Source organism: Shewanella waksmanii, assembly GCF_043643685.1.
In the GTDB taxonomy this organism is placed as follows: Bacteria; Pseudomonadota; Gammaproteobacteria; order Enterobacterales; family Shewanellaceae; genus Shewanella; species Shewanella waksmanii_A.
This window is the reverse complement of record NZ_JBHZSN010000004.1, coordinates 264,369-288,772: the sequence shown is the minus strand read 5'-3', so window position 1 is coordinate 288,772 and position 24,404 is coordinate 264,369. Positions and strand designations below refer to the sequence as shown.

The 24,404-nt window shown below is 43.6% G+C and carries 25 protein-coding genes; 15 read left to right on the top strand and 10 right to left on the bottom strand.

From position 1 onward, the window contains the following. Window positions 1-64 precede the first annotated feature (64 nt). On the top strand, window positions 65-2,284 hold the full coding sequence (locus tag ACHUFW_RS08190) for an NADP-dependent isocitrate dehydrogenase (protein ID WP_394202084.1): 2,220 nt from the start codon (window positions 65-67) through the stop codon (window positions 2,282-2,284). A 251-nt stretch (window positions 2,285-2,535) separates the two neighbouring features. Here ACHUFW_RS08190 and cspD read toward each other — a convergent pair whose 3' ends face one another. Beyond that, window positions 2,536-2,742: a cold shock domain-containing protein CspD gene (gene cspD / locus ACHUFW_RS08185; RefSeq protein WP_028772367.1), complete on the bottom strand. Its 207-nt coding sequence runs from the start codon at window positions 2,740-2,742 to the stop codon at window positions 2,536-2,538. 247 nt (window positions 2,743-2,989) lie between these two features. Between cspD and clpS the strand changes: the two genes are divergently transcribed. Continuing rightward, on the top strand, window positions 2,990-3,298 hold the full coding sequence (clpS, locus tag ACHUFW_RS08180; protein ID WP_394202082.1) for an ATP-dependent Clp protease adapter ClpS: 309 nt from the start codon (window positions 2,990-2,992) through the stop codon (window positions 3,296-3,298). Between the two features lie 35 nt (window positions 3,299-3,333). After that, window positions 3,334-5,592, top strand: coding sequence for an ATP-dependent Clp protease ATP-binding subunit ClpA (clpA, locus tag ACHUFW_RS08175; RefSeq protein WP_394202080.1), 2,259 nt, complete (start codon window positions 3,334-3,336; stop codon window positions 5,590-5,592). A 492-nt stretch (window positions 5,593-6,084) separates the two neighbouring features. Here clpA and infA read toward each other — a convergent pair whose 3' ends face one another. From infA to aat, 3 genes are all read right to left on the bottom strand, one after another. Then, window positions 6,085-6,303, bottom strand: a complete 219-nt coding sequence (gene infA / locus ACHUFW_RS08170; protein WP_011865366.1) for a translation initiation factor IF-1 — start codon at window positions 6,301-6,303, stop codon at window positions 6,085-6,087. A 116-nt stretch (window positions 6,304-6,419) separates the two neighbouring features. Then, window positions 6,420-7,127, bottom strand: coding sequence for an arginyltransferase (locus tag ACHUFW_RS08165; RefSeq protein WP_394202079.1), 708 nt, complete (start codon window positions 7,125-7,127; stop codon window positions 6,420-6,422). Next, window positions 7,117-7,827: a leucyl/phenylalanyl-tRNA--protein transferase gene (gene aat / locus ACHUFW_RS08160; RefSeq protein WP_394202077.1), complete on the bottom strand. Its 711-nt coding sequence runs from the start codon at window positions 7,825-7,827 to the stop codon at window positions 7,117-7,119. The genes ACHUFW_RS08165 and aat overlap by 11 nt, the downstream gene beginning before the upstream one ends. 53 nt (window positions 7,828-7,880) lie before the next feature. On the opposite strand from aat, the gene ACHUFW_RS08155 reads away from it, so the two are divergent. Beyond that, the gene (locus ACHUFW_RS08155) at window positions 7,881-8,354 is read left to right on the top strand and encodes an outer membrane lipoprotein (protein WP_394202075.1); all 474 of its coding nucleotides are present in this window, start codon (window positions 7,881-7,883) and stop codon (window positions 8,352-8,354) included. A gap of 92 nt (window positions 8,355-8,446) precedes the next feature. Here ACHUFW_RS08155 and pdxY read toward each other — a convergent pair whose 3' ends face one another. Both pdxY and ACHUFW_RS08145 read right to left on the bottom strand, forming a co-directional pair. Further along, window positions 8,447-9,301, bottom strand: coding sequence for a pyridoxal kinase PdxY (gene pdxY / locus ACHUFW_RS08150; protein WP_394202074.1), 855 nt, complete (start codon window positions 9,299-9,301; stop codon window positions 8,447-8,449). 340 nt (window positions 9,302-9,641) lie between these two features. Further along, window positions 9,642-9,971: a hypothetical protein gene (locus ACHUFW_RS08145; protein ID WP_394202072.1), complete on the bottom strand. Its 330-nt coding sequence runs from the start codon at window positions 9,969-9,971 to the stop codon at window positions 9,642-9,644. Between the two features lie 277 nt (window positions 9,972-10,248). On the opposite strand from ACHUFW_RS08145, the gene ACHUFW_RS08140 reads away from it, so the two are divergent. Continuing rightward, complete coding sequence (locus ACHUFW_RS08140) at window positions 10,249-11,001, top strand: Nif3-like dinuclear metal center hexameric protein (protein ID WP_394202070.1); 753 nt, start codon at window positions 10,249-10,251, stop codon at window positions 10,999-11,001. 61 nt (window positions 11,002-11,062) lie between these two features. On the opposite strand, the gene metG is transcribed toward ACHUFW_RS08140, so the two are convergent. Beyond that, a complete protein-coding gene (gene metG / locus ACHUFW_RS08135) occupies window positions 11,063-13,084 on the bottom strand; it encodes a methionine--tRNA ligase (RefSeq protein WP_394202069.1) in 2,022 nt (673 codons plus the stop codon). Window positions 13,085-13,244: 160 nt separating this feature from the next. On the opposite strand from metG, the gene apbC reads away from it, so the two are divergent. The 9 genes from apbC to ACHUFW_RS08090 are packed head-to-tail and all read left to right on the top strand — an operon-like array spanning window position 13,245 to window position 19,733. After that, window positions 13,245-14,360 carry an iron-sulfur cluster carrier protein ApbC gene (gene apbC / locus ACHUFW_RS08130; protein ID WP_394202068.1) on the top strand — a complete coding sequence of 372 codons (1,116 nt, stop codon included), beginning with the start codon at window positions 13,245-13,247 and terminating at the stop codon, window positions 14,358-14,360. A 9-nt stretch (window positions 14,361-14,369) separates the two neighbouring features. Beyond that, window positions 14,370-15,008 carry a uridine kinase gene (gene udk / locus ACHUFW_RS08125; RefSeq protein ID WP_394202066.1) on the top strand — a complete coding sequence of 213 codons (639 nt, stop codon included), beginning with the start codon at window positions 14,370-14,372 and terminating at the stop codon, window positions 15,006-15,008. Window positions 15,009-15,033: 25 nt separating this feature from the next. Then, a complete protein-coding gene (locus ACHUFW_RS08120) occupies window positions 15,034-15,171 on the top strand; it encodes a hypothetical protein (RefSeq protein WP_394202065.1) in 138 nt (45 codons plus the stop codon). A gap of 5 nt (window positions 15,172-15,176) precedes the next feature. Next, complete coding sequence (gene pabC, locus ACHUFW_RS08115; protein ID WP_394202064.1) at window positions 15,177-16,001, top strand: aminodeoxychorismate lyase; 825 nt, start codon at window positions 15,177-15,179, stop codon at window positions 15,999-16,001. Beyond that, window positions 15,998-17,008, top strand: a complete 1,011-nt coding sequence (gene mltG, locus ACHUFW_RS08110) for an endolytic transglycosylase MltG (protein ID WP_394202063.1) — start codon at window positions 15,998-16,000, stop codon at window positions 17,006-17,008. The genes pabC and mltG overlap by 4 nt, the downstream gene beginning before the upstream one ends. After that, window positions 17,005-17,637, top strand: coding sequence for a dTMP kinase (tmk, locus tag ACHUFW_RS08105; protein ID WP_394202061.1), 633 nt, complete (start codon window positions 17,005-17,007; stop codon window positions 17,635-17,637). The genes mltG and tmk overlap by 4 nt, the downstream gene beginning before the upstream one ends. A 3-nt stretch (window positions 17,638-17,640) precedes the next feature. Beyond that, the gene (gene holB / locus ACHUFW_RS08100; protein ID WP_394202060.1) at window positions 17,641-18,558 is read left to right on the top strand and encodes a DNA polymerase III subunit delta'; all 918 of its coding nucleotides are present in this window, start codon (window positions 17,641-17,643) and stop codon (window positions 18,556-18,558) included. An 8-nt stretch (window positions 18,559-18,566) separates the two neighbouring features. Next, window positions 18,567-18,893 carry a PilZ domain-containing protein gene (locus ACHUFW_RS08095; protein ID WP_394202058.1) on the top strand — a complete coding sequence of 109 codons (327 nt, stop codon included), beginning with the start codon at window positions 18,567-18,569 and terminating at the stop codon, window positions 18,891-18,893. 51 nt (window positions 18,894-18,944) lie between these two features. Next, a complete protein-coding gene (locus ACHUFW_RS08090; RefSeq protein WP_394202056.1) occupies window positions 18,945-19,733 on the top strand; it encodes a TatD family hydrolase in 789 nt (262 codons plus the stop codon). Between the two features lie 216 nt (window positions 19,734-19,949). Here ACHUFW_RS08090 and rsmF read toward each other — a convergent pair whose 3' ends face one another. Next, window positions 19,950-21,368, bottom strand: coding sequence for a 16S rRNA (cytosine(1407)-C(5))-methyltransferase RsmF (gene rsmF / locus ACHUFW_RS08085; RefSeq protein WP_394202054.1), 1,419 nt, complete (start codon window positions 21,366-21,368; stop codon window positions 19,950-19,952). 92 nt (window positions 21,369-21,460) lie between these two features. On the opposite strand from rsmF, the gene ACHUFW_RS08080 reads away from it, so the two are divergent. After that, window positions 21,461-22,687 (top strand): nucleoside recognition domain-containing protein, encoded by a 1,227-nt coding sequence (locus ACHUFW_RS08080; RefSeq protein WP_394202052.1) that lies wholly within the window; start codon window positions 21,461-21,463, stop codon window positions 22,685-22,687. A 115-nt stretch (window positions 22,688-22,802) separates the two neighbouring features. Here ACHUFW_RS08080 and ACHUFW_RS08075 read toward each other — a convergent pair whose 3' ends face one another. Next, window positions 22,803-23,678 carry a DUF481 domain-containing protein gene (locus tag ACHUFW_RS08075; RefSeq protein WP_394202269.1) on the bottom strand — a complete coding sequence of 292 codons (876 nt, stop codon included), beginning with the start codon at window positions 23,676-23,678 and terminating at the stop codon, window positions 22,803-22,805. Window positions 23,679-23,933: 255 nt separating this feature from the next. Continuing rightward, window positions 23,934-24,308, bottom strand: coding sequence for a diacylglycerol kinase (locus ACHUFW_RS08070; protein WP_394202050.1), 375 nt, complete (start codon window positions 24,306-24,308; stop codon window positions 23,934-23,936). Window positions 24,309-24,404 lie beyond the last annotated feature (96 nt).

The window sequence follows — 24,404 nt, the reverse complement described above, 5'->3', positions numbered from 1 at the left end:
TATAAATATTAAAAGATTTCAATAATTACTAACGCTTTATTTTATAAAACACGTAGGACACAAAATGAACGATAACCCAACGATTATCTATACGGAAACAGATGAAGCTCCGGCACTAGCAACACTTTCTTTTCTACCAATTATTCAAAAGTTTACTAAAGCCGCTGGTGTGAGTGTTGAAACTCGCGATATTTCTCTTTCTGGTCGTGTAATTGCTAATTTCCCAGAATTTTTAACTGAAGAGCAACGTATTTCTGATGCGTTAGCTGAATTAGGCGAACTGGCTAAACAGCCTCAAGCGAACATCATTAAACTGCCTAACATCAGTGCGTCGATCCCTCAGTTGAAAGCGTGTATCAGCGAGCTTCAAGATAAAGGTTACGCGTTGCCAAACTACCCAGATGAGCCAGCTAATGAGCAAGAGTCTGATATTAAAGCGCGCTATGACAAGATTAAAGGCAGTGCCGTAAACCCAGTATTGCGTGAAGGTAACTCAGACCGTCGTGCACCAGGTTCTGTTAAAAACTACGCTAAGAAAAATCCACATTCAATGGGGGCGTGGAGCAGTGATTCTAAGTCACATGTTGCTCATATGGATGGCGGTGACTTTTATGGTAGCGAACAGTCGCTTACCGTGGCGAGTGACACCAGTGTCGATATCGTGCTTAAGCAAGCTGATGGTCAACAAACAACCTTGAAGTCTGGCCTTGCTTTACAAGCTGGTGAAGTGGTTGATGCCGCGGTAATGAGTAACAAAGCGTTAGTGACATACTTAGAGCGTGAGATCGCTGCAGCGAAAGATGAAGACGTATTGTTGTCTCTACACCTTAAAGCGACCATGATGAAAGTTTCTGACCCAATTTTGTTTGGTCATGCTGTCAAAGTTTACTTCAAGGAACTGTTCGCCAAACATGGCGAGCTATTTGAGCAACTAGGTGTTGATGCCAATAATGGTTTTGGTGATGTTTATGCAAAACTAGCCAATGTTGACGATGCTAAACGTGCTGAAATTGAAGCGGATATAGCGGCAATTTATGCAGAGCGTCCAGAATTAGCCATGGTTGATTCAGATAAAGGTATTACTAACCTACACGTACCGAGCGATGTGATTATTGATGCATCTATGCCAGCAGCAATTCGCTCTTCAGGCCAGATGTGGGGCCCTGACGGCAAGCTGAAAGATACCAAAGCGCTAATTCCAGATCGCAGCTATGCGGGTGTTTACCAAGAAACTATCAGCTTCTGTAAAGCCAATGGCGCATTTGACCCAACCACAATGGGTAGCGTGCCAAATGTTGGTCTAATGGCACAAAAAGCTGAAGAGTATGGTAGCCATGATAAAACATTTGAAGTGGCTGCCAATGGTACCATCGAAGTGATTGATGCTGCGGGTAACGTACTGCTTTCTCATAGCGTAGAGCAAGGCGATATCTGGAGAATGTGTCAGGTTAAAGATGCACCAATTCGTGATTGGGTTAAACTTGCTGTAAACCGTTCACGCTTATCAAATACGCCAGCGGTATTTTGGCTAGATGAAAACCGTGCTCATGATGCACAGTTAATTGCTAAGGTGAAGACATATCTTCAAGACCACGAAACGAGTGGCCTTGAGCTTTATATCAAGTCTCCAGTTGAAGCGACTAAGTTCTCGTTAGCGCGTATCAAAGAAGGCAAAGATACTATTTCGGTTACCGGTAACGTATTACGTGACTATTTGACTGATTTGTTCCCGATTCTTGAGCTTGGTACCAGTGCTAAAATGCTGTCAATTGTACCGCTAATGAACGGTGGTGGTTTATTTGAAACCGGTGCCGGTGGTAGTGCGCCTAAGCATGTGCAGCAAGTCGAGAAAGAAGGGCATTTACGCTGGGATTCACTGGGTGAGTTTTTAGCCTTAGCCGCATCTTTAGAGCATTTAAGTCAAACCAATGGCAATGCTCGTGCACAAGTACTGGCTGATTCGTTAGATAGCGCTATTGGTAAGTTCCTCGATGAAAACCGTTCTCCTTCACGTCGTGTGGGTGAACTAGACAACCGTGGTAGCCACTTCTATTTGGCGCAGTTCTGGGCACAAGCGCTTGCTGCACAAGATGCTGATGCAGAGCTAAAAGCGGAGTTTAGTGGTCTTGCCTCAGCATTGATCGAGAATGAAGCAGTGATTGTTGCTGAGTTAAATGGCGCTCAAGGCCCAGCTGTCGATTTAGGCGGTTATTTCCGCTTAGATGCGGCTAAAGCCTCTACAGCGATGCGTCCAAGCCAGACATTAAACAGTTTGTTTAACTAAACAGCGCATTTGATTTAAAAGGGAGCTTAGGCTCCCTTTTTTATTATTAGCTAACTTGAAACGGCTTGTATGGTATTTCGTTAAGATCTGTTTAGTTCGCTAAAATAACAATTTCACAAGGTTCAATTGCCAAAGCAGATATTAGTTTGCGGCAAAGTTACGCTTGTATAGGTGGCTTAAATGATCTTTATTTGTCGACGATAGACATAAAAAAGGCAGGGTAACTCCCTGCCTTTTTATGTTCGCACCGACTATTTTGTGGGCGATATTGCTGAAGCGTGCATTCCTTTTGGACCTTGTTCTACTTCAAATTGAACTGGTTGGCCTGCTTTTAGAGTTCGATAGCCTTCCATTTCAATGGTAGAATAGTGTGCAAAAACATCTTCACCACCAGCATCAGGGCAGATAAACCCAAAACCTTTGGCGTTGTTGAACCATTTAACAGTTCCGTTTGCCATACTTCCACTTCCTTCTGTTGTTTACTTACCAGTAAGATAGTAAAACTTATAATGACGGGAAATATTCACCGTCTATTGAACAGAATGAAAGCAGTACAAGAATAAGTCAAGAGTTAGTTAACAAAAAATCAACAATTAAACAAAAAAGTTGTATCAATTACGGTTTTAGATGTAGACATAAAGGGTAATTGTTAGTTGTAATGGCTAACAGTTGGAATAAGCCAAAACTAGAGGCTAATATTTAACAATGGGTAAAGCAGGAAATATTGAACATGTTGAAGAACGAGTTGAGTCAGAAGTTACTCCGCCTTCCATGTACAAAGTCATTTTAAATAATGACGATTACACCCCAATGGATTTTGTCATTGAGGTTTTACAAATGTTTTTCAAAAAGAATGAGCAAGAAGCGACCAACATCATGCTTGCCATTCATCATCAAGGCAAAGGGATTTGTGGTGTTTTTCCTTTTGGAATCGCAGAAACTAAGGTTGCGCAGGTAAATCAATTTGCAAGGCAAAACCAACATCCGTTACTGTGTTCATTAGAGAAATCCTAAATTTGTGAGTTTTGTAGTTCATTTAGGGGGTGCTTATGCTAAACAAAGATCTTGAGGTCACCTTGAATCTGGCATTTCAACAAGCCAGAGACGCGCGTCATGAATATATGACAGTAGAGCATCTATTGTTGGCGTTAATTGATAACCCAGCCGCGCAGGAGGCTTTGGTAGCCTGTGGCGCAAATTTAGACAAATTACGTGAAGAAGTTTCTAGCTTCATTCAACAAACTACCCCAATTATTTCAGATCCCGATGATGACAGAGAAACCCAGCCAACATTAGGTTTCCAACGGGTACTGCAACGGGCGGTGTTTCATGTTCAATCTTCAGGCCGCAATGAAGTGACCGGTGCCAATGTCTTAGTGGCTATTTTCAGTGAGCAGGAGTCACAGGCGGTTTATTTGTTGCGCAATGGCGAGATAACCCGTTTAGATGTGGTTAACTATATTTCTCATGGCGTGGGTAAAGATGAAATTGATACTCCATCTGAGCAGGAGCAAATAGAAGATCAAAGTGAAGCTGCTGAAGAAAAGAGTAAGCTTGCGCAGTTCACTAGCAATCTTAATGAAGAAGCGAAAGCCGGAAATATCGATCCGCTGATTGGTCGTAGTGAGGAGATTGAACGCTCAATTCAAATTTTGTGTCGCCGCCGTAAAAACAACCCGTTGCTTGTTGGCGAGGCGGGTGTTGGTAAAACCGCGATTGCTGAAGGGCTAGCGTACCGTATTGTTAATCAAGAAGTACCTGAAGTGATGCTTGAGGCCACGGTATACTCATTGGATTTAGGCGCACTGTTAGCGGGCACCAAATATCGTGGTGATTTTGAGAAGCGATTTAAGGCGCTATTAAAAGAGCTTAAAAATGATGAGCATGCCATTTTGTTTATTGACGAAATTCATACCATCATTGGCGCTGGTGCTGCGTCAGGCGGGGTGATGGATGCATCTAACTTGTTAAAGCCGTTGCTATCTAGCGGCAATTTACGCTGCATGGGTTCTACGACTTTCCAAGAGTATCAAAGTATTTTTGAAAAAGATCGTGCCTTAGCACGCCGTTTCCAAAAAATTGATATTAATGAACCCTCGGTTGCTGAAACGACTAAGATCCTGCAAGGGCTGAAGTCGAAGTACGAAGAGCACCATAGCGTGAGATATACTCAAGCTGCGTTGAGTACCGCAGCAAGACTGTCTGACAAGCATATTAATGACCGTCACTTGCCTGACAAAGCGATAGATGTGATTGATGAAGCTGGCGCTCGTATGGCGATGCAGCCACAAAGTAGACGCAAAAAAACCATTGGTCAGTTAGAAATTGAAGCGATTATCGCCAAGATTGCTCGCATTCCAGAGAAGTCCGTTTCGGCGACTGACAAAGATATGCTTAAAAACCTTGAGCGTAACCTGAAAATGGTAGTGTTTGGCCAGGACCAAGCGATTGAAGCATTGAGTTCAGCGATACGCTTATCTCGCAGTGGTTTAGGAGTAGATAAGAAGCCAGTGGGGAGTTTCTTGTTTGCAGGGCCGACTGGCGTGGGTAAAACTGAGGTGACTAATCAGTTGTCATCTTGCCTAGGTTTAAAGCTAGTGCGGTTTGATATGTCTGAGTACATGGAAAGCCACACTGTATCACGTTTGATTGGTGCGCCCCCAGGGTACGTTGGTTATGATCAAGGTGGCTTGTTAACCGATGCTGTGATCAAACATCCCCATTGTGTGGTGTTGCTCGATGAAATTGAAAAAGCACATCCTGATGTTTATAACTTGCTATTACAGGTCATGGATCACGGTACTTTGACTGATAACAACGGCCGTAAAGCAGATTTTAGAAATGTCACTTTGGTGATGACCACTAACGCCGGTGTGCAAGAAACGGTACGTAAATCAATTGGCTTTAAGCAGCAAGACCATAGTCAAGATGCGATGTCAGAGATTAATAAGGTGTTCTCACCAGAGTTTAGAAACCGACTCGATGAGATTATTTGGTTTAATCACTTGGATATGACTGTGATTGCCAAAGTGGTCGATAAGTTCTTAGTTGAGCTGCAAGCGCAACTGGATGATAAATCCGTTACGCTAGAGGTGAGTGATGAAGCGCGAACCTTGTTGGCTGAAAAAGGCTATGACAAGTCAATGGGCGCCCGCCCAATGGCAAGGGTGGTCACTGAGTTGATTAAACGTCCATTAGCCGATGAGATTCTATTTGGTGACCTTGAAAAAGGTGGCGTTGCTCAAGTTGACGCGAAGGGCGAGGACATTGTTATCCAGACCCATAGTCGTGAAAAAGTCACGAGTTAATCTACAGCTGCTTATCACTGAAAAAACCGCTTTAATAAGCGGTTTTTTTATGGGGTTTAAGCATGATACTAATCGGCATAAAGATGTGATTGCTCAGCGAGAGTTTAGCGCTTCTGAGACAAGGTCATGAAATGCTCCTTGGTAACTGCTCCTGCGTTACTCTACCTCCTATATCCCTATAGTCGTGCATTAATGACATTCACCACATCCATGTGGCATGCAACGAATGAAAGGGCATAGTGGCTCTACGTTCAAGTTCGTTTACACAGTATCAGAAGTGCTAAAACTCGCCCATTGTGAGCTTTTTTGGCTGCCTACTTCTTCGTTGAATAACTTCCCAATAGAACCACTATTACTTCGGTTATTCGTCTCGAACTAGTTTGCCAAAATTAGCTCTGAGTAGATCACTTTCTTATGCCGATTGGTATTAAAATCATAGGCATAAAAAAACCAGCAATATGCTGGTTTTTTAAAAATTCGTCGTTAGCTAACTTAGCGTGAACGGAAGACGATGCGCCCTTTGCTCAGATCATAAGGGGTCAGCTGAACTGTGACCTTGTCACCCGTTAAAATACGGATGTAGTTTTTACGCATTTTACCAGAGATATGGGCAATTACTACGTGTCCATTCTCAAGCTCAACTCGAAACATTGTATTTGGCAAGGTTTCAAGGATGGTGCCTTGCATCTCAATGTTGTCTTCTTTCGCCATTAATCAGATATCCTGTTAGCCTTCAAATATTAAAAACGGGCGTATCATGCCGTAAAATCAAGCCGCTGTAAAGCTCAGGTTAAGTTTCACGGCGATTTCTTACCCATATTGCTTATCTATTCGCTCTCAAGCCAGCCTTGTTGTGTCAGTACTTGGTAGGAATGGAAGCTGCGCTTGTAGTTCATTTTTCTCGATTCATCGATTTGATAACCCAGATAAACAAACGATTTATTCATTAGTTTAGCAAGCTGCAGCTGGATTAAAATCATCATATTACCTAATGAGCGTTTATGATGGTCGGGCGAGAAAAAACTATAAATAGCAGACAGTGAGTTAGGTAACACATCGGTCACCGCAACCGCGATTAATTGATCGTCGCTATCTAGCAGTTCTATTAGTACTGGAGCTATCCATTTAGCTTGAACAAACTGTTGGTACTGCTCTGGGCTTGCGGGGTACATGGGGCCGTCAAAGTGGCGCTCATTGATATAGCGCTCATAAAGCGCATAGTGCTCGGGTGTATGTTCGTTGGCTATTCGCCAATGTAAATCTCGGTTGTTGCTCATGGTACGTTTTTGCCGTCTAGAGGGTTTAAACGTCGCCACTGGAATACGTATTGGTAAACAAGCGCTGCACTGGGGGCATTGTGGTTTATAAATGGTGCCGCCACTGCGTCGAAAACCCATGGCGAGCAGGTGTTCAAATAGATTATCGTTCAGGTAATCTTCTTGAAGTACCAACAACTGCTCTTGTTGATTGGGTAGATAGCTACAGGCAAATGTGCCAGTCATCCCTAACTGAATAGTTTGTGATTCAGAGGTCAAGATAAACCTCCTTGGGATACCAAACATCATCTGGGACACGGTTATCTCTAAAACGTTTCAATAGACTGATAAAATCACTGCGCTTTAGTGCTTTTGCGCCTAAGGACTCAAGGTGTGGATTGACGACTTGCGCATCAATCAACTTAAAATTGTTTGCCAGTAGGTATTGATGCAGCATCATCATGGCAGCTTTTGAGGCATTGGTTTGTCGATGAAACATAGATTCACCGCAAAATACTTGGCCCACTGCAATACCATACAAGCCACCAATGAGTTCATCTTGGTGCCAAACTTCCAGGGAGTGCGCTTGCTGCTGTTGATGAAGTAATCCGTAGGCGGTGGCAATATCTGCGGTGATCCAGGTGCCATCTTGATCTGGCCGCGGTGCTGCGCAGCCTTGAACAACTTCATCAAAAGCATGGTTGATAGTAAATCGCCATGCTTGTTTACGCAGAAACTTTCGCAAGCTCTTACTAACATGCAGGCTGCTAGGAACAAACACTGCTCGTGGATCAGGAGACCACCATAGGATAGGGTCGTCTGCATTAAACCAAGGAAAAATACCGTTATAATAAGCGCTTAAAAGCCTATCTGGATGTAAATCTCCGCCAATGGCAAGTAATCCATTTGGATCCCTAAGTGCCTGCTCAGGGGATGGAAATGGCGCGAGATCATCATTTAAATAGGACAGAGAGTTCACTTTTGAGTAAAATTCCTTAAAGAGCCTCTTAATAAGTTAGCGGAAAAATAGCGATGTTGAAACCTCAAGTACGTGTGTTTGCATATGTTTGGTTAATTTTTGGCTGTGTGTTTGCCGTCTCAGCAAATTATGATCGTAATACGGCTCAACCGGTACAAAAAGTGGAATACGGCACCATCGAATCTGTCCGGAATATCACCGAAAGTCAGCTTGTTGAAGATAGAAATCAAGGTTGGAAAACCTTCGGCGGTGCGCTTATTGGTGGAGTGATAGGCCACCAATTTGGCGGCGGCAGCGGCCAAGATGTCGCTACTGTATTAGGGGCTTTACTTGGAGCTGGAATTGGTCACCGCTCCGGACAAAGCTATTATCAGCAGATGGAATTGGTAGAATTAATGATCCGCTATGAAGACGATGAGCGGGTGATGGTCATTCAGGATAAAGACCCGGGGATGATTTTTAATGCTGGTGACGAAGTTAGGGTGGTTTATCTTGCCAGTGGCGTCCGTGTTGATATGGCAATGTGAAATTCGATTAACAACCAACTGGCTTAGTTGGTTGTCACCCCCTACCAACGACCTGGCCTGATTATTATATTAATCAGGCTAAGTAGCCTTCTCTATAGTATGACAGCTTGATAAACACTGCTTGGTGAGACGATTTCATTTTGAGCTGCAATGGTTTGCAATTCCCATTGTGCTAGCTGTTGTGTCATCGACAAAATGCCATAACTGGCATTAGTTGCATGCTCAAAGGCACTGACCGCATCGTTTCCTTGAATCATAGCCCCGGTAAATAGCGCAGTGATTAAATCGCCGACACCAACAGGCTGTTTGCTGAAGGCAAGGTGAGGGCGCTGGATGACATAATGCCCCTGTGCTGTTGCCAACATCATGGTAAATTTGTCGTCTGAAACGCTATGTAAGTGTTTTACTAGCACAACCGAAGGGCCAAGCGCTAGCGCCTTATCACAGGCGAGTTTAGCATCGGCTAAGCTGTTAATTTCTATACCAGTAAACTGTGTGAGTTCAAATTGGTTCGGCACAATGACGTCGGCAATTGGCATAACCTCATTGATGAGTACTTCAGTAATTCCCTCAGCCAATATACAGCCTTTGTCGGGATCGCCCATGACTGGATCGCACACATAAATGGCATTTGGGTTGTGCTGTTTTACCTTTGAAACTGCCCCGATAATAGCACGACACTGCTCAGCACTGCCTTGATAACCAGTGATAACCGCTTGGCATTGCGCTAATTGCTCAATGTTGCTCAGGCCATTGATGAGCTCTGCAATATCTTCAGCATTAAATGCGCGGCCAGTCCAACCTTGCTGATATTGTGTGTGGTTGGAAAATTGTACGGTATGTATCGGCCATACTTCTATTCCCATGCGCTGTAATGGAAACACCGCTGAGCTATTGCCCGCATGACCAAATACCACATGAGATTGGATTGAGATGATGCCTTTCATTTATTGCCTTATTTTTACTTGTTACACCGTTGAGGTCACAAGCCCAATTAACAGGGCTGTGAATAGATAAATCATAGTATGGGCTTTAGCAAAAGTAACGCCAATAGTGCGATTGAATAAGTGTGCTTAACACCAACTTCTGATACAGGTTGGTATCACACCATGAACTGGTTAAAGCTTGGTCATTAACATCTTTTATAATGAAATGGATAACTTTAATGGATCAGAGCACTGGCTGAGATTCGCTGTTGGTGTGTTTATGTAATGCCGATTGGTATTATTGGGTTATTCAATAAAAAAAGGAGCCAATAGGCTCCTTAATCTATTTTATAGCGATGCTTTAAAAACCGCGAGGTAATTGACCTTTACCTGCTAGCTTCTCACGCCATAGCTCTTTAGGTGTTTTGCCACCTGATTTGTTCGCTGCTGGCTTTTTAGCGGCAGGTTTCTTAGCTGCAGGTGCTTTAGCGGGTTCTGCTTTGGCCTGTTCAACCGGTGCTTCACCGCCCAATTCTGCCAACATAGTTTCTAGTTCGCTAAAACGTAGCGATTTACCGCCATCGATTTTGTACCAGCTGCCTTTTTGCTCAATCGCAACAGTCTTTCCTTCTTGCTTTGAAAGAGCTGACTCCAGTGCGCTGATGACTTCTTCTTTGGTCAGTTTTGACATAGTAATAACCTGTTTATTTATAATGTTTACTTGAAGGTTTGGCCTAATTTTATAGCGCAAAGCACTAAAATGTCCAATTTTCGCTAACATTCGATGCATTTCAGTGACATGAAGCGGTGATTTTTACAATTATGAGAAGCCATTCAAGTAGATTTTATAAGCGCAAATTTCACCATGTTTTTCGAATCACTTTCATCGGCCACTGAGTGATATATACTAGCGCAGTAGAGCGGCTTAGCTAAGCCATTAGATGCGTGTAGATGCAAGAGGGAAGTTAATGAAACGAGCAGAGTTAACCTCATACCTAAATGATTATTTACAGGTCGGGTTATACAAAGATTATGCACCTAATGGGTTGCAAGTTGAGGGAGCTTGCGAAATAAAAACCATCGTTACTGGCGTTACCGCTTGTCAGGCGTTGATTGAAAAAGCGGCTGAACTTAATGCCGACGCATTACTTGTACATCATGGCTTTTTTTGGAAAGGCGAGCCTGAGGTACTGACAGGCATGAAATATCGCCGTATAAAGGCATTGATTGACAATAATATCAATTTACTTGGCTATCATTTGCCCGTTGATGGTCATCCCGAAATCGGTAATAACGCTCAGTTGGGACGTAAGCTTGGATTAACTAACGCCGAGGCGATTGAAGGTGTTGCTCAAGGATTAGTTTGGCAAGGTGAGCTCGCTGAGGCTGAATCGCCACAGGCATTTGCAGGTAGAATTCATCATGCGTTAGGTCGTGATCCTGTTTATTTTGGCGCAGAAGTTGAGCAAATAAAACGGGTTGCTTGGTGTACCGGTGGGGCGCAAGACTATATTGATATCGCAGTGCAAGCTGGGGTCGATGCGTTTATTAGCGGCGAAATGTCAGAACGCACCTTCCATAGCGCTGTTGAGCAAGGGATCCACTATTTTAGTGCTGGCCATCATGCTACAGAGCGCTATGGGATTAAAGCATTAGGTGAACATTTGGCCGAGAAGTTCGGTGTTAATCACCAGTTTATCGACATCGATAATCCGGTTTAACCCTTATGCTATAAAACAAAAAAGGCCGCAATTATGCGGCCTTTTGTTTTAAGCTTGAGTGTTACTTAACACGCATGCCTGGCTGAGCGCCTTCATGGGGCTCGAGGATCCACAAGTCTTTCTTACCAGGGCCTGCAGCTAAAACCATGCCTTCAGACATACCAAAACGCATTTTTCTTGGTGCAAGGTTAGCAACCATTACAGTTAACTTGCCTTCAAGATCCTCAGGATTATAAGCAGATTTAATACCTGCAAATACCTGTTTGGTTTCGCCACCTAAATCGAGTTGTAGTTTAAGCAGCTTATTCGCTTCAGGTACATGTTCTGCTTTAGCGATGCGTGCAATACGTAAATCCAGTTTGGCAAAATCGTCAAAACTGATTTCGTCGCTAATTGGATCTAAGTCGAGCTGGCTTTTAGGCGTTTCTTCCACCTGTAGGTTTTCGGTCGATGCCGCGATAATCGCTTCGATGTTTTTCATGTCCACACGTTGCATCAGCGCTTTGAATTTTGCGATCTCATGACCCGCAAGGTCGATATTCAAGTTATCCCAAGTCAGCGTCAGCTGTAAAAACGCTTCAACGTCGCTGGCGAGTTTTGGCAACACTGGCTTGAGGTAAGTAACCAAAATACGGAACAAGTTTAACGCATTACTACAAACTTGATGGGCTTGAGCTTGTTGATCTTCTTGCTTGATTAACTGCCATGGTGCAGCATCAGCGACATACGCATTGGCGATATCGGCCAGCGCCATGATTTCGCGCATTGCTTTGCCATATTCGCGAGTTTCGTAGAAGTTAGCAATCTCATCTTGTTTAGCAAGGAAGCTGTCAGTGAGGGTCATATCTTCGATAGCTGCTAGTTTGCCATCAAAACGCTTACTGATGAAGCCTGCAGTACGTGAAGCTAGGTTAACCAATTTGCCGACCAAATCAGAGTTAACGCGTTGAGCAAAGTCTTCTAGGTTCAGATCAAGATCATCAATTCTGCTGCTGAGTTTTGCGGCATAATAATAACGCAAGTACTCAGGATCTAAGTTGTCTAAATAGGTACGAGCTTTAATGAAAGTCCCTTTTGACTTTGACATTTTCGCGCCGTTAACTGTGACATAACCGTGGGCATAAACACTGTTAGGCTTGCGGTAACCTGCGCCTTCTAACATGGCTGGCCAGAATAGGCTATGGAAATAGACAATGTCTTTACCAATGAAGTGGTACACTTCTGCGGTTGAGTCTTTTGCCCAAAACTCATCAAAGTTCAGATCATCTCTCTTGTCACATAGGTTTTTAAATGACCCCATGTATCCGATAGGCGCATCTAGCCAAACGTAGAAAAACTTACCCGGTGCATCAGGAATTTCAAAGCCGAAGTAGGGCGCGTCACGGGTGATATCCCATTGTTGCAGGCCTTGCTCAAACCACTCACCGAGTTTGTTAGCCATTTCAGTTTGTAGCGAACCTGAAGTGGTCCACTCTTTTAACATGCCTTCAAATGCGGGCAAATCAAAAAAGAAATGCTCGGTGTCTTTCATTACTGGAGTAGCACCAGACACAGCAGATTTTGGGTTAATGAGATCAGTTGGACTGTACGTGGCGCCACAGTTATCGCAGTTGTCACCGTATTGGTCTTCAGACTTACATTTCGGGCAGGTGCCTTTAACGAAGCGATCCGGTAAGAACATTGATTTTTCTGGATCAAATAGCTGTGAAATGGTTTTAGTTTTGATGTAACCATTATCTCTCAATTTGATATACACATCGCTTGCTAACTCACGGTTTTCATCACTATGGGTGCTATGAAAGTTATCAAACTGAATGTTGAAGTCTGCAAAATCCTGTTCATGTTCCTTTTGAACTTGAGCAATCATCTCTTCAGGCGCAATACCGAGCTGCTGAGCTTTAAGCATGATCGGCGTGCCGTGTGCATCGTCAGCACAAATATAATGACATTCGTGGCCGCGTAATTTTTGAAAACGTGCCCAAATATCGGTTTGGATATACTCCAGCATGTGACCCAGATGAATGGGGCCATTGGCATATGGAAGTGCGCTGGTAACAAGGATTTTACGTTGTGAAGTTGCCATCTTTTCTCTAAATCAGTTGGTGCCCAATATTAATGGCATAGATACTAACCGATCAAAGGCTAACTTTCATTAAAAGCTGATGCATTTGCGCTAATTCTACGCGAATACTTGTGAGTTTTTCTGATACACTTAGTCAAATTATTTTTAGGGGGTAGCCGTTTTGTCTTCAGCGTCTCAACATTATCGTTTAAATGATGATCTTCTAGGCCCAGTTTTGGCCATTTTAGATGATTTCCAAGATCCATATTTGGCCAAAGGTCTAGTTAGCGCCGGTTTAGTGACTAAACTAGATATAGAAGGTACGCGTTTACAACTCGGTTTGTGTTACCCATATCCTTGTCAAAGCCAATACCGTGATACCGTGATGGCGGTAACTAAGCGCTTAGCGACGCTAGATGCGATTGAAGAAGTTGAGTGTGAAATCGATTTTCAGGTGGCCGCGGTTTCAGCTATCGCTAATGTCGACCCATTACCTAACATTAAGCAAGTGATTGCGGTGGCTTCAGGTAAAGGTGGCGTTGGTAAGTCAACTACGTCGGTAAATTTAGCATTAGCTTTGGCAAGTGAAGGGGCTCGCGTCGGTATATTAGATGCGGATATTTATGGCCCATCGATTCCGATCATGCTTGGAGTAACTGACTTTAAACCTGTGTCTCCAGACGGCAAAATGATGACTGCAGCAACCGCGCACGGCATCACAGCGCAATCTATTGGTTTTATGCTTAATGATGAAGAAGCTGCTGTTTGGCGTGGCCCTATGGCAGCGGGCGCATTGGCCCAGCTTATCAATGAAACTAGCTGGCCAGAACTCGATTATTTAGTGATTGATATGCCGCCAGGAACCGGTGACATTCAGTTGACCTTATCTCAAAAAGTACCGGTAAGCGGCGCAGTGGTGGTGACCACGCCACAAGATATTGCATTGGCCGATGCTAAAAAAGGTGTCAACATGTTCCAAAAGGTACATATTCCTGTGCTTGGTATTGTTGAAAACATGAGCTTTCATCAGTGCAGCGAGTGTGGCCATAAAGAGCACCCATTTGGTCAGCAAGGCGGTGCAAAAATGGCCGAGCGATACAATGTACCGTTACTTGGCGAGTTGCCATTGCAATTGAATATCCGTGAAGATGTTGACAAAGGCGCGCCAACTGTTGTGTCTGACAGTGATAGCCATGTTGCTAATATTTACCGTGATATCGCCCGTAAAGTCGGTGCACAATTAGCGTTAGTTCAGGCACAACCTGCTGTGTCTATTTCTATTTCAGATGATGAGTAAAGGTAAGTTTTGATGAGTTCTCAATGTGTCATTATTGGTATCGCTGGGGCATCAGCTTCTGGTAAGAGTCTAATCGCTAAAACGATTTATGAAGAGCTATGTCGTGATTTAGGCACCGACCAAATCGGTGTGATTGCCGAAGATGCTTATTATAAAGATCAGACTCATTTATCAATGGAAGGTAGGGTACAAACCAATTATGACCACCCTAAGGCGCTTGACCATGAGTTGCTAGCGCAGCACTTAAGTGCCTTGAAACAAGGGCAAGCTGTTGATATTCCAAAATATGATTATTCGGTACATAATCGTATGGATGAATGCGTGCCCATGACGCCAAAAAAGGTAATTATTCTTGAGGGGATTTTGTTATTAACCGATCCTCAATTACGAGATTTGATGGATGCCAGCGTGTTTATGGATACTCCCTTGGATATCTGTTTTATGCGCAGACTAAGTCGTGATGTAGCAGAGCGCGGCCGCACCATGGAGTCTGTAATGCAACAATACACCGACACCGTAAGACCGATGTTTTTGCAGTTTATTGAGCCGTCAAAGCAGTATGCTGATATTATCGTGCCAAGAGGTGGTAAAAACCGCATTGCGACAGATATTTTGAAAACGCGTATTCAACATCTTCTTGCTAAATAACGGATTAAATTGGAGTGAGACATAGATGCGCATAGCCCAAATCAGGCAAAGTTCACTGATAGAACCACACAGCGCGACCAATGAAGGTCATTGTGCTGGTACTCGTCGAGATTTGGGTGTTGCACGTTATGATGACAGTCATGCCAGCGAGCAGGGTGATTAATTCAGGTGTTATGGGTTAATCGACAGTTAAGTCATCATATTGCTGCGACCGATCGCGGGCTCGCCTACGGTGACGGCGTGTTTGCGACCATGCGCTTTAATCAACATGGCCCATTATTTGTTGATACGCATCTTGCACGATTGGCTCAAAGTTGCCAACGCTTGTCGATAGATTGGCAAGCGAGTGCTGAATTGACTGATTTTTTAGTGAAGATTTGTCAGCAAGCTTATCAAGATTTCGGTCAAGATGGTTGCCTTAAAGTTCTACTTAGCCGAGGTAGTGGCGGGCGCGGTTATCAGGCGCCACAAGTAGCGTCGCTTACTGAAGTCGTATCCATTCACCCCATTCCTGCCCATTATGCCCAGTGGCAACAACAGGGCATTAATCTTAGTGTGAGTGATTTTTCACTGGCCAGGCAACCTCGTTTAGCTGGTATGAAACACTTAAACCGTTTAGAGCAAGTGTTGATTCGTCAGCAACCTTTACCCCAAGACTGTGATGATGTGGTGGTGTGTGACACACAAGGTTGGGTAACTGAAACTGCAATTGCTAATTTATTTATCGTCACCAATGACCGTGTTTATACCCCCTGTTTAGCTCATGCAGGGGTCGCAGGGGTGATGCGTCAGCAGATAATCTGCACATTGGCGCAGCAAGGTTACAGTGTTGAGGCGACTCAAATTGATAGAGCGCGACTTTTACAAGCTGAAAGTGTCTTTATTAGTAATAGTTTATTTGGCATCATCGATATCAATCGCATTGATGATAAGCTTTACCAACGTGCATCATTTACCGAAACCTTACGTAGTGCCTTAAACCTTCAATTATGAAAAAAACCTTTATTACCCTAGCTGGTTTATTGTTCACGCTTGCAACCATTGCGCTGGCGGGAATGTTCTATGTTCATCAACATGTACAAAGTTTTAGTTCATCGCCTTTGTCGTTAACCGAAGCACAAACGCTAGAGTTAACCCGCGGCACTTCGTTTAATCAGTTTCTTAACGAGTTACAGCAGCGACAACTCATTGATGAAACATGGCCTGCAAAAGTGTTGATAAAATTGCAACCACAATTGGCTGATATTCGCTCTGGTTACTACGATATTTTACCCGGAGACAGCTTTGTTGATCTTGTCAAGCGCTTGAATCAAGGCAAAGAGAAGGTATTTAGTGTCACCTTAATAGAGGGACAAAATATTAATGAATGGCGCCAAGTATTAGCACAAACTGACTATACCAGTAATGAGGTCGAGGACGTATTTAACGCAGTATTAGTTAAGCATGGTGACGAGTCCGGATTGCCAGAAGGTAAATTTTATCCTGATACTTATCATTATCACGCGGGTGCTAGTGTGCAAAGTATCGTGGAACAAAGTTATTTAAAGATGCAGCAACAACTTGAACAGATTTGGCAAAACCGTGATACCAGCATCCCGCTGAAGTCGCCTTATGAGTTGCTAATTATGGCGTCTATCATTGAAAAAGAAACGGGCAAAGCAAGTGAGCGTCCGTGGATATCGGCGGTGTTCACTAATCGTTTGCGTAAGGGCATGCGCTTACAGACCGACCCTACAGTTATATATGGCATGGGCGAGCGATATCAGGGCAATATTACTCGTAAAGATTTACGTGAACATACACCGTTTAATACGTATCGTATCAATGGCTTAACGCCAACACCGATTGCAGCTCCCAGCGGCGCGTCATTAGAGGCTGCAGCTCACCCTGCAGATGTCGATTATTTTTATTTTGTGTCGCGTAATGATGGTAGTCACGTATTTTCTAGAACCTTGGCAGAACATAACCGCGCCGTAAATAAGTATCAGAGAAATAGATGAATAACTCACAGACCGCCAAATTTATTGTCATTGAAGGATTGGAAGGCGCCGGCAAATCCAGCGCTATCGCTTTAGTTAAAGATTTTATTGAAAAGCACACCGGCGCAGTGCCTGTGTGCACCCGGGAGCCTGGTGGCACGCCGCTCGCTGAGAAAATGCGCGATTTAGTGAAAATTGCCGATGAAAGTGATCCACTATGTAATAAAGCGGAATGTTTGCTGATTTATGCAGCAAGGGCACAACTTATTGCTAATGTGATTCAACCAGCACTTGATAATGGTCAATGGGTATTGGGCGACCGTCATAACTTATCATCTCTTGCCTACCAAGGTGGAGGACGTGGCTTGTATGACGTGGTTAAGTCATTAAGTGATATCACCTTAGGTGATTTTAAGCCGGACTTGACCTTATACCTAGATATTGAGCCGAAACTTGGATTAAGTCGCGCGGCAGACCGCGGCGCTCTTGATCGAATTGAACAACAAGAAGTCAGCTTTTTCGAACGAGCTCGAAGCACTTATTTATCATTGGCTGACCAAGATGACAGCATCAAAGTCATCGATGCCAGTCAAAGCATGGCTGCAGTACATAAAGACATTATTGCAGTATTACAGGCACAAGGCTGGTAATTGATGAGTCGTTTTCCTTGGTTAAACGATGTAAGTCGGCATTGCTTCGAACAAATTGTTAATCAAACCCTAGGTCATGCTTATTTGCTGGGCTTACATTCAGGCTACGGCGCCAAAGACTTCATTGATAGCTTTGCCCAAGCTGCGCTTTGTGCTGCTCCCACCGTAAACGGCGCGTGTGGTCAGTGTAAATCCTGCTTGTTAATAGCGGCGGGAAATCACCCGGATTTATACCAAGTTGCTGCTGATGGCAACCAGATTAAAGTTGATCAAATCAGAACGCTTTGTCAGGACTTAATGGCGACAGCGCAGCAAGGTGGCCGCCGAGTTGCGGTGATTCAACAAAGTGAAAAGATGAATCAAGCCGCTGCTAATGCGCTGTTAAAAACCTTGGAAGAACCAGGGGAGGGAACGTTACTTATCCTGCAAAGTTCTCAACCCGCCCATCTACTTGCGACCATCAGTAGCCGATGTCAGCGACTGCATATTCCATTACCTAGTCATGCAGATATCAACCATTGGTTACAACAGCAAGTACAGGTTAGACAAGACACAACTTGGTGTTTGCCAGTGGTTGGCGGGCCGCAGGATTTAGCTGATGCGATTACCGATGGCAGGTATCAAACCTTAATACAGCTGCGCAAAGATTGGATTGAGAGTTTGTCGTCTGGTCACCTGTGTGCTAATTTAATGAATATTGATGAAAAGCAAGTTTCTGATGCGCATAAAGTTTTATACCTTGTGCTGCGGCAAAAGCTGCTAAAAACGCCACAGATAGATGCTTTGTTAGCAGCAAATATTGTTGAGTTATCTACCTTGGTGATGAAAACCTGTCATGAACTTGCATTAATGCCTAATATCAATGCGTTAGGTTTATTTCAGAATTACTTGGCTCGGTATAATCAGCTAACAGGAAGTTAACTTATAGTATGGTAGATTTGGTAGTAAACTTTGACACTCTGCATCAGTTGTATCGCGCATATATGCCGTTTATACAACCAGCGGGTTTGTTTGTTGCTACTACCGAAAGCCATTTTTTAGGTCAAGAACTGACTATTGCCTACCAACTGCCTGGTAGCACGACTAAACAAGAGTTTAAAGGGGCGGTGGTTTGGATTAATCCGCTGGGTGCGTCTGGCGGACGACCCGCTGGCATAGGGGTTAAAATTTTGACCGATCCCGACACTCACAAACACCATATTGAAAACCTGTTGTCCCGCGAGCTCGCTTCAGGTGATTTGACCTGTACCATGTAGCTCTGTATTCTTGCGGTCTTTATTTTATATAGATTAATTAGAGTACCACCCGTGCTAATCGACTCCCATTGCCATTTAGATAGACTCAAGTCTGCACCTGATCACGATAGTTTGGTTGATATCATTAACCAGGCAAAAGCTCGCGACATTAGCCATTTTTTATGTGTTAACGTTCGACAAAAAGGTTTCCGCGAAATGCAGCAGAAAATGGCTGCATTTGATGAGATTTTCCTATCAGCAGGCGTTCATCCATTGGATGTGCAAGAAGGTTTAAACACAGAGGAGCTGACTGAATATATTAAAGATCCTAAGGTTGTCGCCATAGGTGAAACGGGTTTGGATTACTTTTATGCTAATGAAACTAAAACCTTGCAGCAGCAGTGCTTTGAACAACAAATAGCGCTTGCTGTTGAGGTCAATAAACCCCTTATTGTCCACACTCGAGACGCTCGTGAAGATACTATCGCTTTTTTAAAGCAAGGTAATGCCGATAAAGTGGGTGGTGTTTTGCACTGTTTCACTGAAAATTGGGAAATGGCTAAAGCAGCGATAGATTTGGGCTTTTACATTTCTGTGTCAGGCATCGTCACCTTTAAAAATGCTGGTGAATTGCGCAGCGTGATAAGGAAAGTGCCAAAGGATCGTTTATTGGTGGAAACTGATTCGCCCTACCTAGCGCCAGTCCCTCATAGAGGCAAAGAGAATCAACCCGCTTTTGTTCGTGATGTCGCTGAGTTTGTAGCCGAGTTGCGCGGGGAGCCCTATGCGGAACTAGCTCAATACACTACTGATAATTTCTTTAATCTGTTTAAAGAGGCGGCAGTACTAGCAGGCCGATAACCGTTAACGTCATCATTGAGATAAAAAAAGACCCAAAACTATTCCAATTGTTTTGGGTCTAGGGGAATGGCTCCTTGCGGAGCCGTGCGCTACTGTTGAGTACCTCATTAGGTATCGTCTCTGCACAAAGTGTAGATGACAAATTAGCTTTTGCTCAATTATTGTTCAATCATGCTTAAGCTAATTGTAACAAAATGTGTTTGGGCGCAATTGCAGTTACGATGATCTAGCAACATTATCTCTGACCAGCTCACGGGGGAGGCTATTTTTCAGTTTGTTCCCTAAGTGTTTAACCATGCCAAGCGGCACACCCAAATAACCAACCAGCTTTTCACCTTGAGGTTTTACTTTTTCCGCTAAGGGGATATCTCGTCCTTTTAAGTACTCAATGGCTTGAGCTTCATTAAGTGCGAACAATGGCGCTTGTTGACCAAATGCCACAAGTGCTTCGTGGCGCGATTTAAAGCCTTTTTTGAGCTGGTCTGCCACTTTTATTCCCATACGCTGGTAGCGCATTTTGCCAATTAGGGGCTTTAGCATTTTGGGGAACAACCAAAACTCACCATCGCGAACCATTAGCTCACCTTTATCGGTCAATGAGATACCAAATGTGTGCTGAAAATATTGATTAAGTTCGCTGCTTTGTTTGTTACTTGCTGGCGAAAATGGAAAAACCTTGGCTAATTTGGGCTGAGGTTTAATCTGCTCAACACTACATAACTTGGTGAGTTTAGCAACAAAGAAGCCTTCACAATCAAATATCTGTGGCCAAACATGTAAAAAGCCTTCTTCGGTACATGCTTGCTCGGCGCCATCAAATAGATCACCTAATGAGTCAAAGCGAACGGCATCAGGATAACGCTGCATAATGGACTGCATGATCATCTGATTTTCGGTACGGTTTAATGTGCAAGTTGAGTACACTAAACTGCCGCCGGGTTTTAGGGCAAGAAATGCAGATTCGATTAAATCTTGTTGTGTATCTGCTATTGCTGTTATCTCACTTTCATCCCAATGTTTTAATGCATCTGGATCTTTACGTACGGTGCCTTCGCCGCTGCAGGGGGCATCTAGCAAAATATAGTCAAAAGTTTCATACTGGTATTCACCGAAAACTCTAGCGTCAAAGTGAGTGATAGCGGTATTACTCACTCCCATCCGTAATAGGTTAGCATGTAGCACTTTAACCCGGCTTGCTGAATACTCATTGGCAACAAGTAGGCCTTGGTTATTCATTAAGGCAGCTAGTTGAGTCGTCTTGGATCCGGGGGCCGCCGCCATATCTAAAATAGTCTGTGGCGCCTCGATGCCTTGTGGAAATAGTGCAGTAGGTGGCAACATTGAACTGGCTTCTTGGATGTAAAATAAGCCTTGAATATGCTCTATGGTATTGCCAATTTGGATGCTTGGGTCGACGGTTATCCAGTAGCCATCGGCGCACCAAGGAATTGGTTCAAAATGCCAACCCTTAGCAGTTAATTGATCTATCAATTCCGCGCTGCTGATTTTAAGGGTGTTGACCCTGATAGATGGGCGTAATGGTCTAGCGCAATAGTCGATAAAATCATCCATCGACAAATGGGCGGGGATATCTTTGGCGATACTATTGATAAAATTTTTGTTTAGTTGAACCATATTGACTAACTACAAGAAATATTAACGAAAGTATATCATAGACAGTGTCGTATCTATGCCCTCAATGACGCTGAGATTAACAAGGAGTGTCGGTGTTAAATAGAGTTTGGTTTATTTTCTTTGTCACTTCACTGTTGGCAATTGCGGTGTCGCTGCTTCAGGGCAACAGTCAAGTATTGTCGGAATCAGTTAATGCACTGTTTAGTAGCAGTAAGCTTGCCGCTGAAATCGCCCTAGGCTTAGTTGGGGTCTTATCTTTGTGGATGGGACTGATGCGAGTGGGGGAGAAAGCCGGCGTTGTGGCGGTATTTGCTAAGCTGTTCGAACCGCTGTTAGCTCGGTTAATGCCTGAAGTTCCTCGTGGCCACAAAGCCTATGGCAGTGTCACCATGAATTTGACTGCAAATATGCTGGGTTTAGACAACGCGGCTACGCCGCTTGGCTTAAAGGCGATGCAGGATTTGCAATCACTGAATCCGGTAAAACATGTCGCCACTAATGCACAGATTTTGTTTTTAGTGTTGAACACTTCCTCGGTAACCTTAGTACCTGTGACGGTATTTTTATATCGAGCTCAGCAGGGCGCTGCAGCACCAGCAGAGGTCTTTTTACCTATTTTGCTGGCGACCTTAGCATCGACCCTAGCAGGGGTATTAGTGGTGGCTATTTTTCAGCGACTTTCACTGCTTAATGCGGTCGTCATTGGTTATGCAGGAGTGATCTTTGCCAGTTTAAGTGCATTGATGTTTTACCTTGGTACGCTAAGTGTTACTGCAATTAGTGAAGTGTCCACACTGCTTGGCAACGGAGTGCTGCTGGCGTTGATTTTTAGTTTTGTGCTGGTTGCAGGATTAAAAAAGGTGGCGATTTATGATGAGTTTATTGAGGGGGCGAAGGAGGGCTTTGGTCAGTCTATTAAACTCATTCCCTATTTATTAGCTATGCTCATCGCCATTGCGCTATTAAGAGCATCTGGTGCGTTAGATTACCTTTTATATGTGGTTGCCAGCATTGTCCATCTTCTTGGCGGCGATACACGATTTGTTGATGCATTGCCCACAGCGCTGATGAAACCATTTAGTGGCTCAGGTGCAAGAGCCATGATGCTAGAAACAATGGATCATTATGGTGTTGATTCCTTTGCCGGTAAACTGGCCGCAATTTTCCAAGGTAGTACAGAAACGACATTCTATGTGTTGGCGGTCTATTTTGGTGCGGTCGGGATCAGAAACGGCCGTCACGCACTAGTATGTGGCTTAACAGCAGATTTTGCAGGCATTATTGCCGCCATTATGGTGTGTTATCATTTTTACGGTTAAGGATCATCAACTATTAAAAAGCCATCGAAATTCGATGGCTTATACTTAAATCCATAGGGATAGAGAAACTAAACTGGGTCGTTAAACTGGCCGTAATAATAAGCTTCAAAGTAGGTTAGAAGCGGTAACTCACCGACAGCATTGGACCGATGAAGCTGTAATACAAGTTATAGCTAGCAACATTCAGATCAGTATTTTTTAGTTTTTGATCGTAATCTACATCGACTTCATAGTAGTTAAAGGCGGCCGTCATATGCCAGTTTTCTGTGATTTCAGCTTCAATTCCAGCACGTACATCAACTAGACCACCTTCTAGATCATCAAGTTTGACGTAGAAATACTGTGCATGCGCGGTAAACCTAAATCGGTCGGCAAATTCATAATCACCATACAGGCCAATGTCTGGTAACGGGGCGGTCACTTTAGTATCGACGGTTTTAGGTACGGGAAGAGTAGGGCAATCCGCGGTTGCCGTGGTCACTTCACAGGCCCCGATTTGCCCTTCGAAACCTGTTTTAATGAACATGGCATGTAAACCGATGGACACGCCAATATTATAATTATTGCCCTGATAGAAATTATACCCATAACCAATGCGGGCAATATCAATATTCAGTGTGGTATCGATTTTACTCCCCGCTTTAAAATCATACAGAGTACCGTCTAATTCAACCTGGAATGGTTTAGTTAATTGGGTGACTTCTGCACTGCGGTGAAGCTGTTTCCAGTCCATATACACAATATGGCGGTCATTAAAGTGGTAAAACAATTCAAAGAAAGGCAGAAATTGTGATTCTTCTAGTTTTAAGTCTTCTTCGAAATCGATTTGAAAATCACGGCCTAAAAGTGGATCGGTGACATCCATGCTGGAGTTGGAATTAGAATAAAACCCGCCAATTCGAATGACGGTTTTATTTTGCTTTTCAGCAAGCGTTGGCTCAGGTGCAACGTCCTGTTCGTCAGCGACACAAGGGGCAGCAAGTAAACACATTGCGAGTAAAGACCATGTCTTGAACACCAATGTTACTCCATAATAATTATTATTTTAATGTAAGTTATTGATTGTTATCAGATAGGTCCATCTATCGAGGATTTATAATAGCAGAGTGTGTCTAAATGTGAATGATTTGTATCAAAAAATGTGACGTTATTTACGTTGAAATGTTGATAAATGTCAGTGCTGTCACAAAATGTCACAGCGCGATGTGCTGTCAAAGCCGATGTTATCAGTTTGAGATTTTATCTTTCATTGCCAGATTAGTGGAAAGATAATCATTATCCAGGTTATAGCGCATAGCATTAAACTTAAAAAAACTGCCGCTGATGCAACATCTTTTGCCTGGCCACTTAATGGATGAATTTCATCACTGATCCGGTCGACAACTGCTTCGATGGCAGAATTAATGAGCTCAACAATTAATACCAAGAAAACGGTGGCAATCAGCAATATACGCTCAGGTACAGTGACATCGATAAACGCTGCGATAGGTAACATGATGGCAGCTAACATAACTTCTTGACGAAACGCTGCTTCATAGCGCCATGCCTTGGTTAATCCTTGTATTGAAAACCCAGTGGCTCTAATAACTCGTTTCAGTCCATGATTATTGGTTGGTTTCATTAGCTTCCGTTTATCTTTGCTATATTGTCTATGTGGTTTCAATTTGCAGGCTAAGCATAGCCTAACAGTAAAGCACTTTAAGTGATTGTGGTGTAA

Coding starts and splice junctions, on each gene's coding strand:
- ACHUFW_RS08190 (WP_394202084.1), top strand. CDS start 65: ATGAACGATAACCCAACGATTATCTATACGGAAACAGATGAAGCTCCG.
- cspD (WP_028772367.1), bottom strand. CDS start 2,742: ATGGCAAACGGAACTGTTAAATGGTTCAACAACGCCAAAGGTTTTGGG.
- clpS (WP_394202082.1), top strand. CDS start 2,990: ATGGGTAAAGCAGGAAATATTGAACATGTTGAAGAACGAGTTGAGTCA.
- clpA (WP_394202080.1), top strand. CDS start 3,334: ATGCTAAACAAAGATCTTGAGGTCACCTTGAATCTGGCATTTCAACAA.
- infA (WP_011865366.1), bottom strand. CDS start 6,303: ATGGCGAAAGAAGACAACATTGAGATGCAAGGCACCATCCTTGAAACC.
- ACHUFW_RS08155 (WP_394202075.1), top strand. CDS start 7,881: ATGTTGAAACCTCAAGTACGTGTGTTTGCATATGTTTGGTTAATTTTT.
- pdxY (WP_394202074.1), bottom strand. CDS start 9,301: ATGAAAGGCATCATCTCAATCCAATCTCATGTGGTATTTGGTCATGCG.
- ACHUFW_RS08145 (WP_394202072.1), bottom strand. CDS start 9,971: ATGTCAAAACTGACCAAAGAAGAAGTCATCAGCGCACTGGAGTCAGCT.
- ACHUFW_RS08140 (WP_394202070.1), top strand. CDS start 10,249: ATGAAACGAGCAGAGTTAACCTCATACCTAAATGATTATTTACAGGTC.
- metG (WP_394202069.1), bottom strand. CDS start 13,084: ATGGCAACTTCACAACGTAAAATCCTTGTTACCAGCGCACTTCCATAT.
- ACHUFW_RS08120 (WP_394202065.1), top strand. CDS start 15,034: ATGCGCATAGCCCAAATCAGGCAAAGTTCACTGATAGAACCACACAGC.
- mltG (WP_394202063.1), top strand. CDS start 15,998: ATGAAAAAAACCTTTATTACCCTAGCTGGTTTATTGTTCACGCTTGCA.
- tmk (WP_394202061.1), top strand. CDS start 17,005: ATGAATAACTCACAGACCGCCAAATTTATTGTCATTGAAGGATTGGAA.
- holB (WP_394202060.1), top strand. CDS start 17,641: ATGAGTCGTTTTCCTTGGTTAAACGATGTAAGTCGGCATTGCTTCGAA.
- ACHUFW_RS08095 (WP_394202058.1), top strand. CDS start 18,567: ATGGTAGATTTGGTAGTAAACTTTGACACTCTGCATCAGTTGTATCGC.
- rsmF (WP_394202054.1), bottom strand. CDS start 21,368: ATGGTTCAACTAAACAAAAATTTTATCAATAGTATCGCCAAAGATATC.
- ACHUFW_RS08075 (WP_394202269.1), bottom strand. CDS start 23,678: ATGTGTTTACTTGCTGCCCCTTGTGTCGCTGACGAACAGGACGTTGCA.
- ACHUFW_RS08070 (WP_394202050.1), bottom strand. CDS start 24,308: ATGAAACCAACCAATAATCATGGACTGAAACGAGTTATTAGAGCCACT.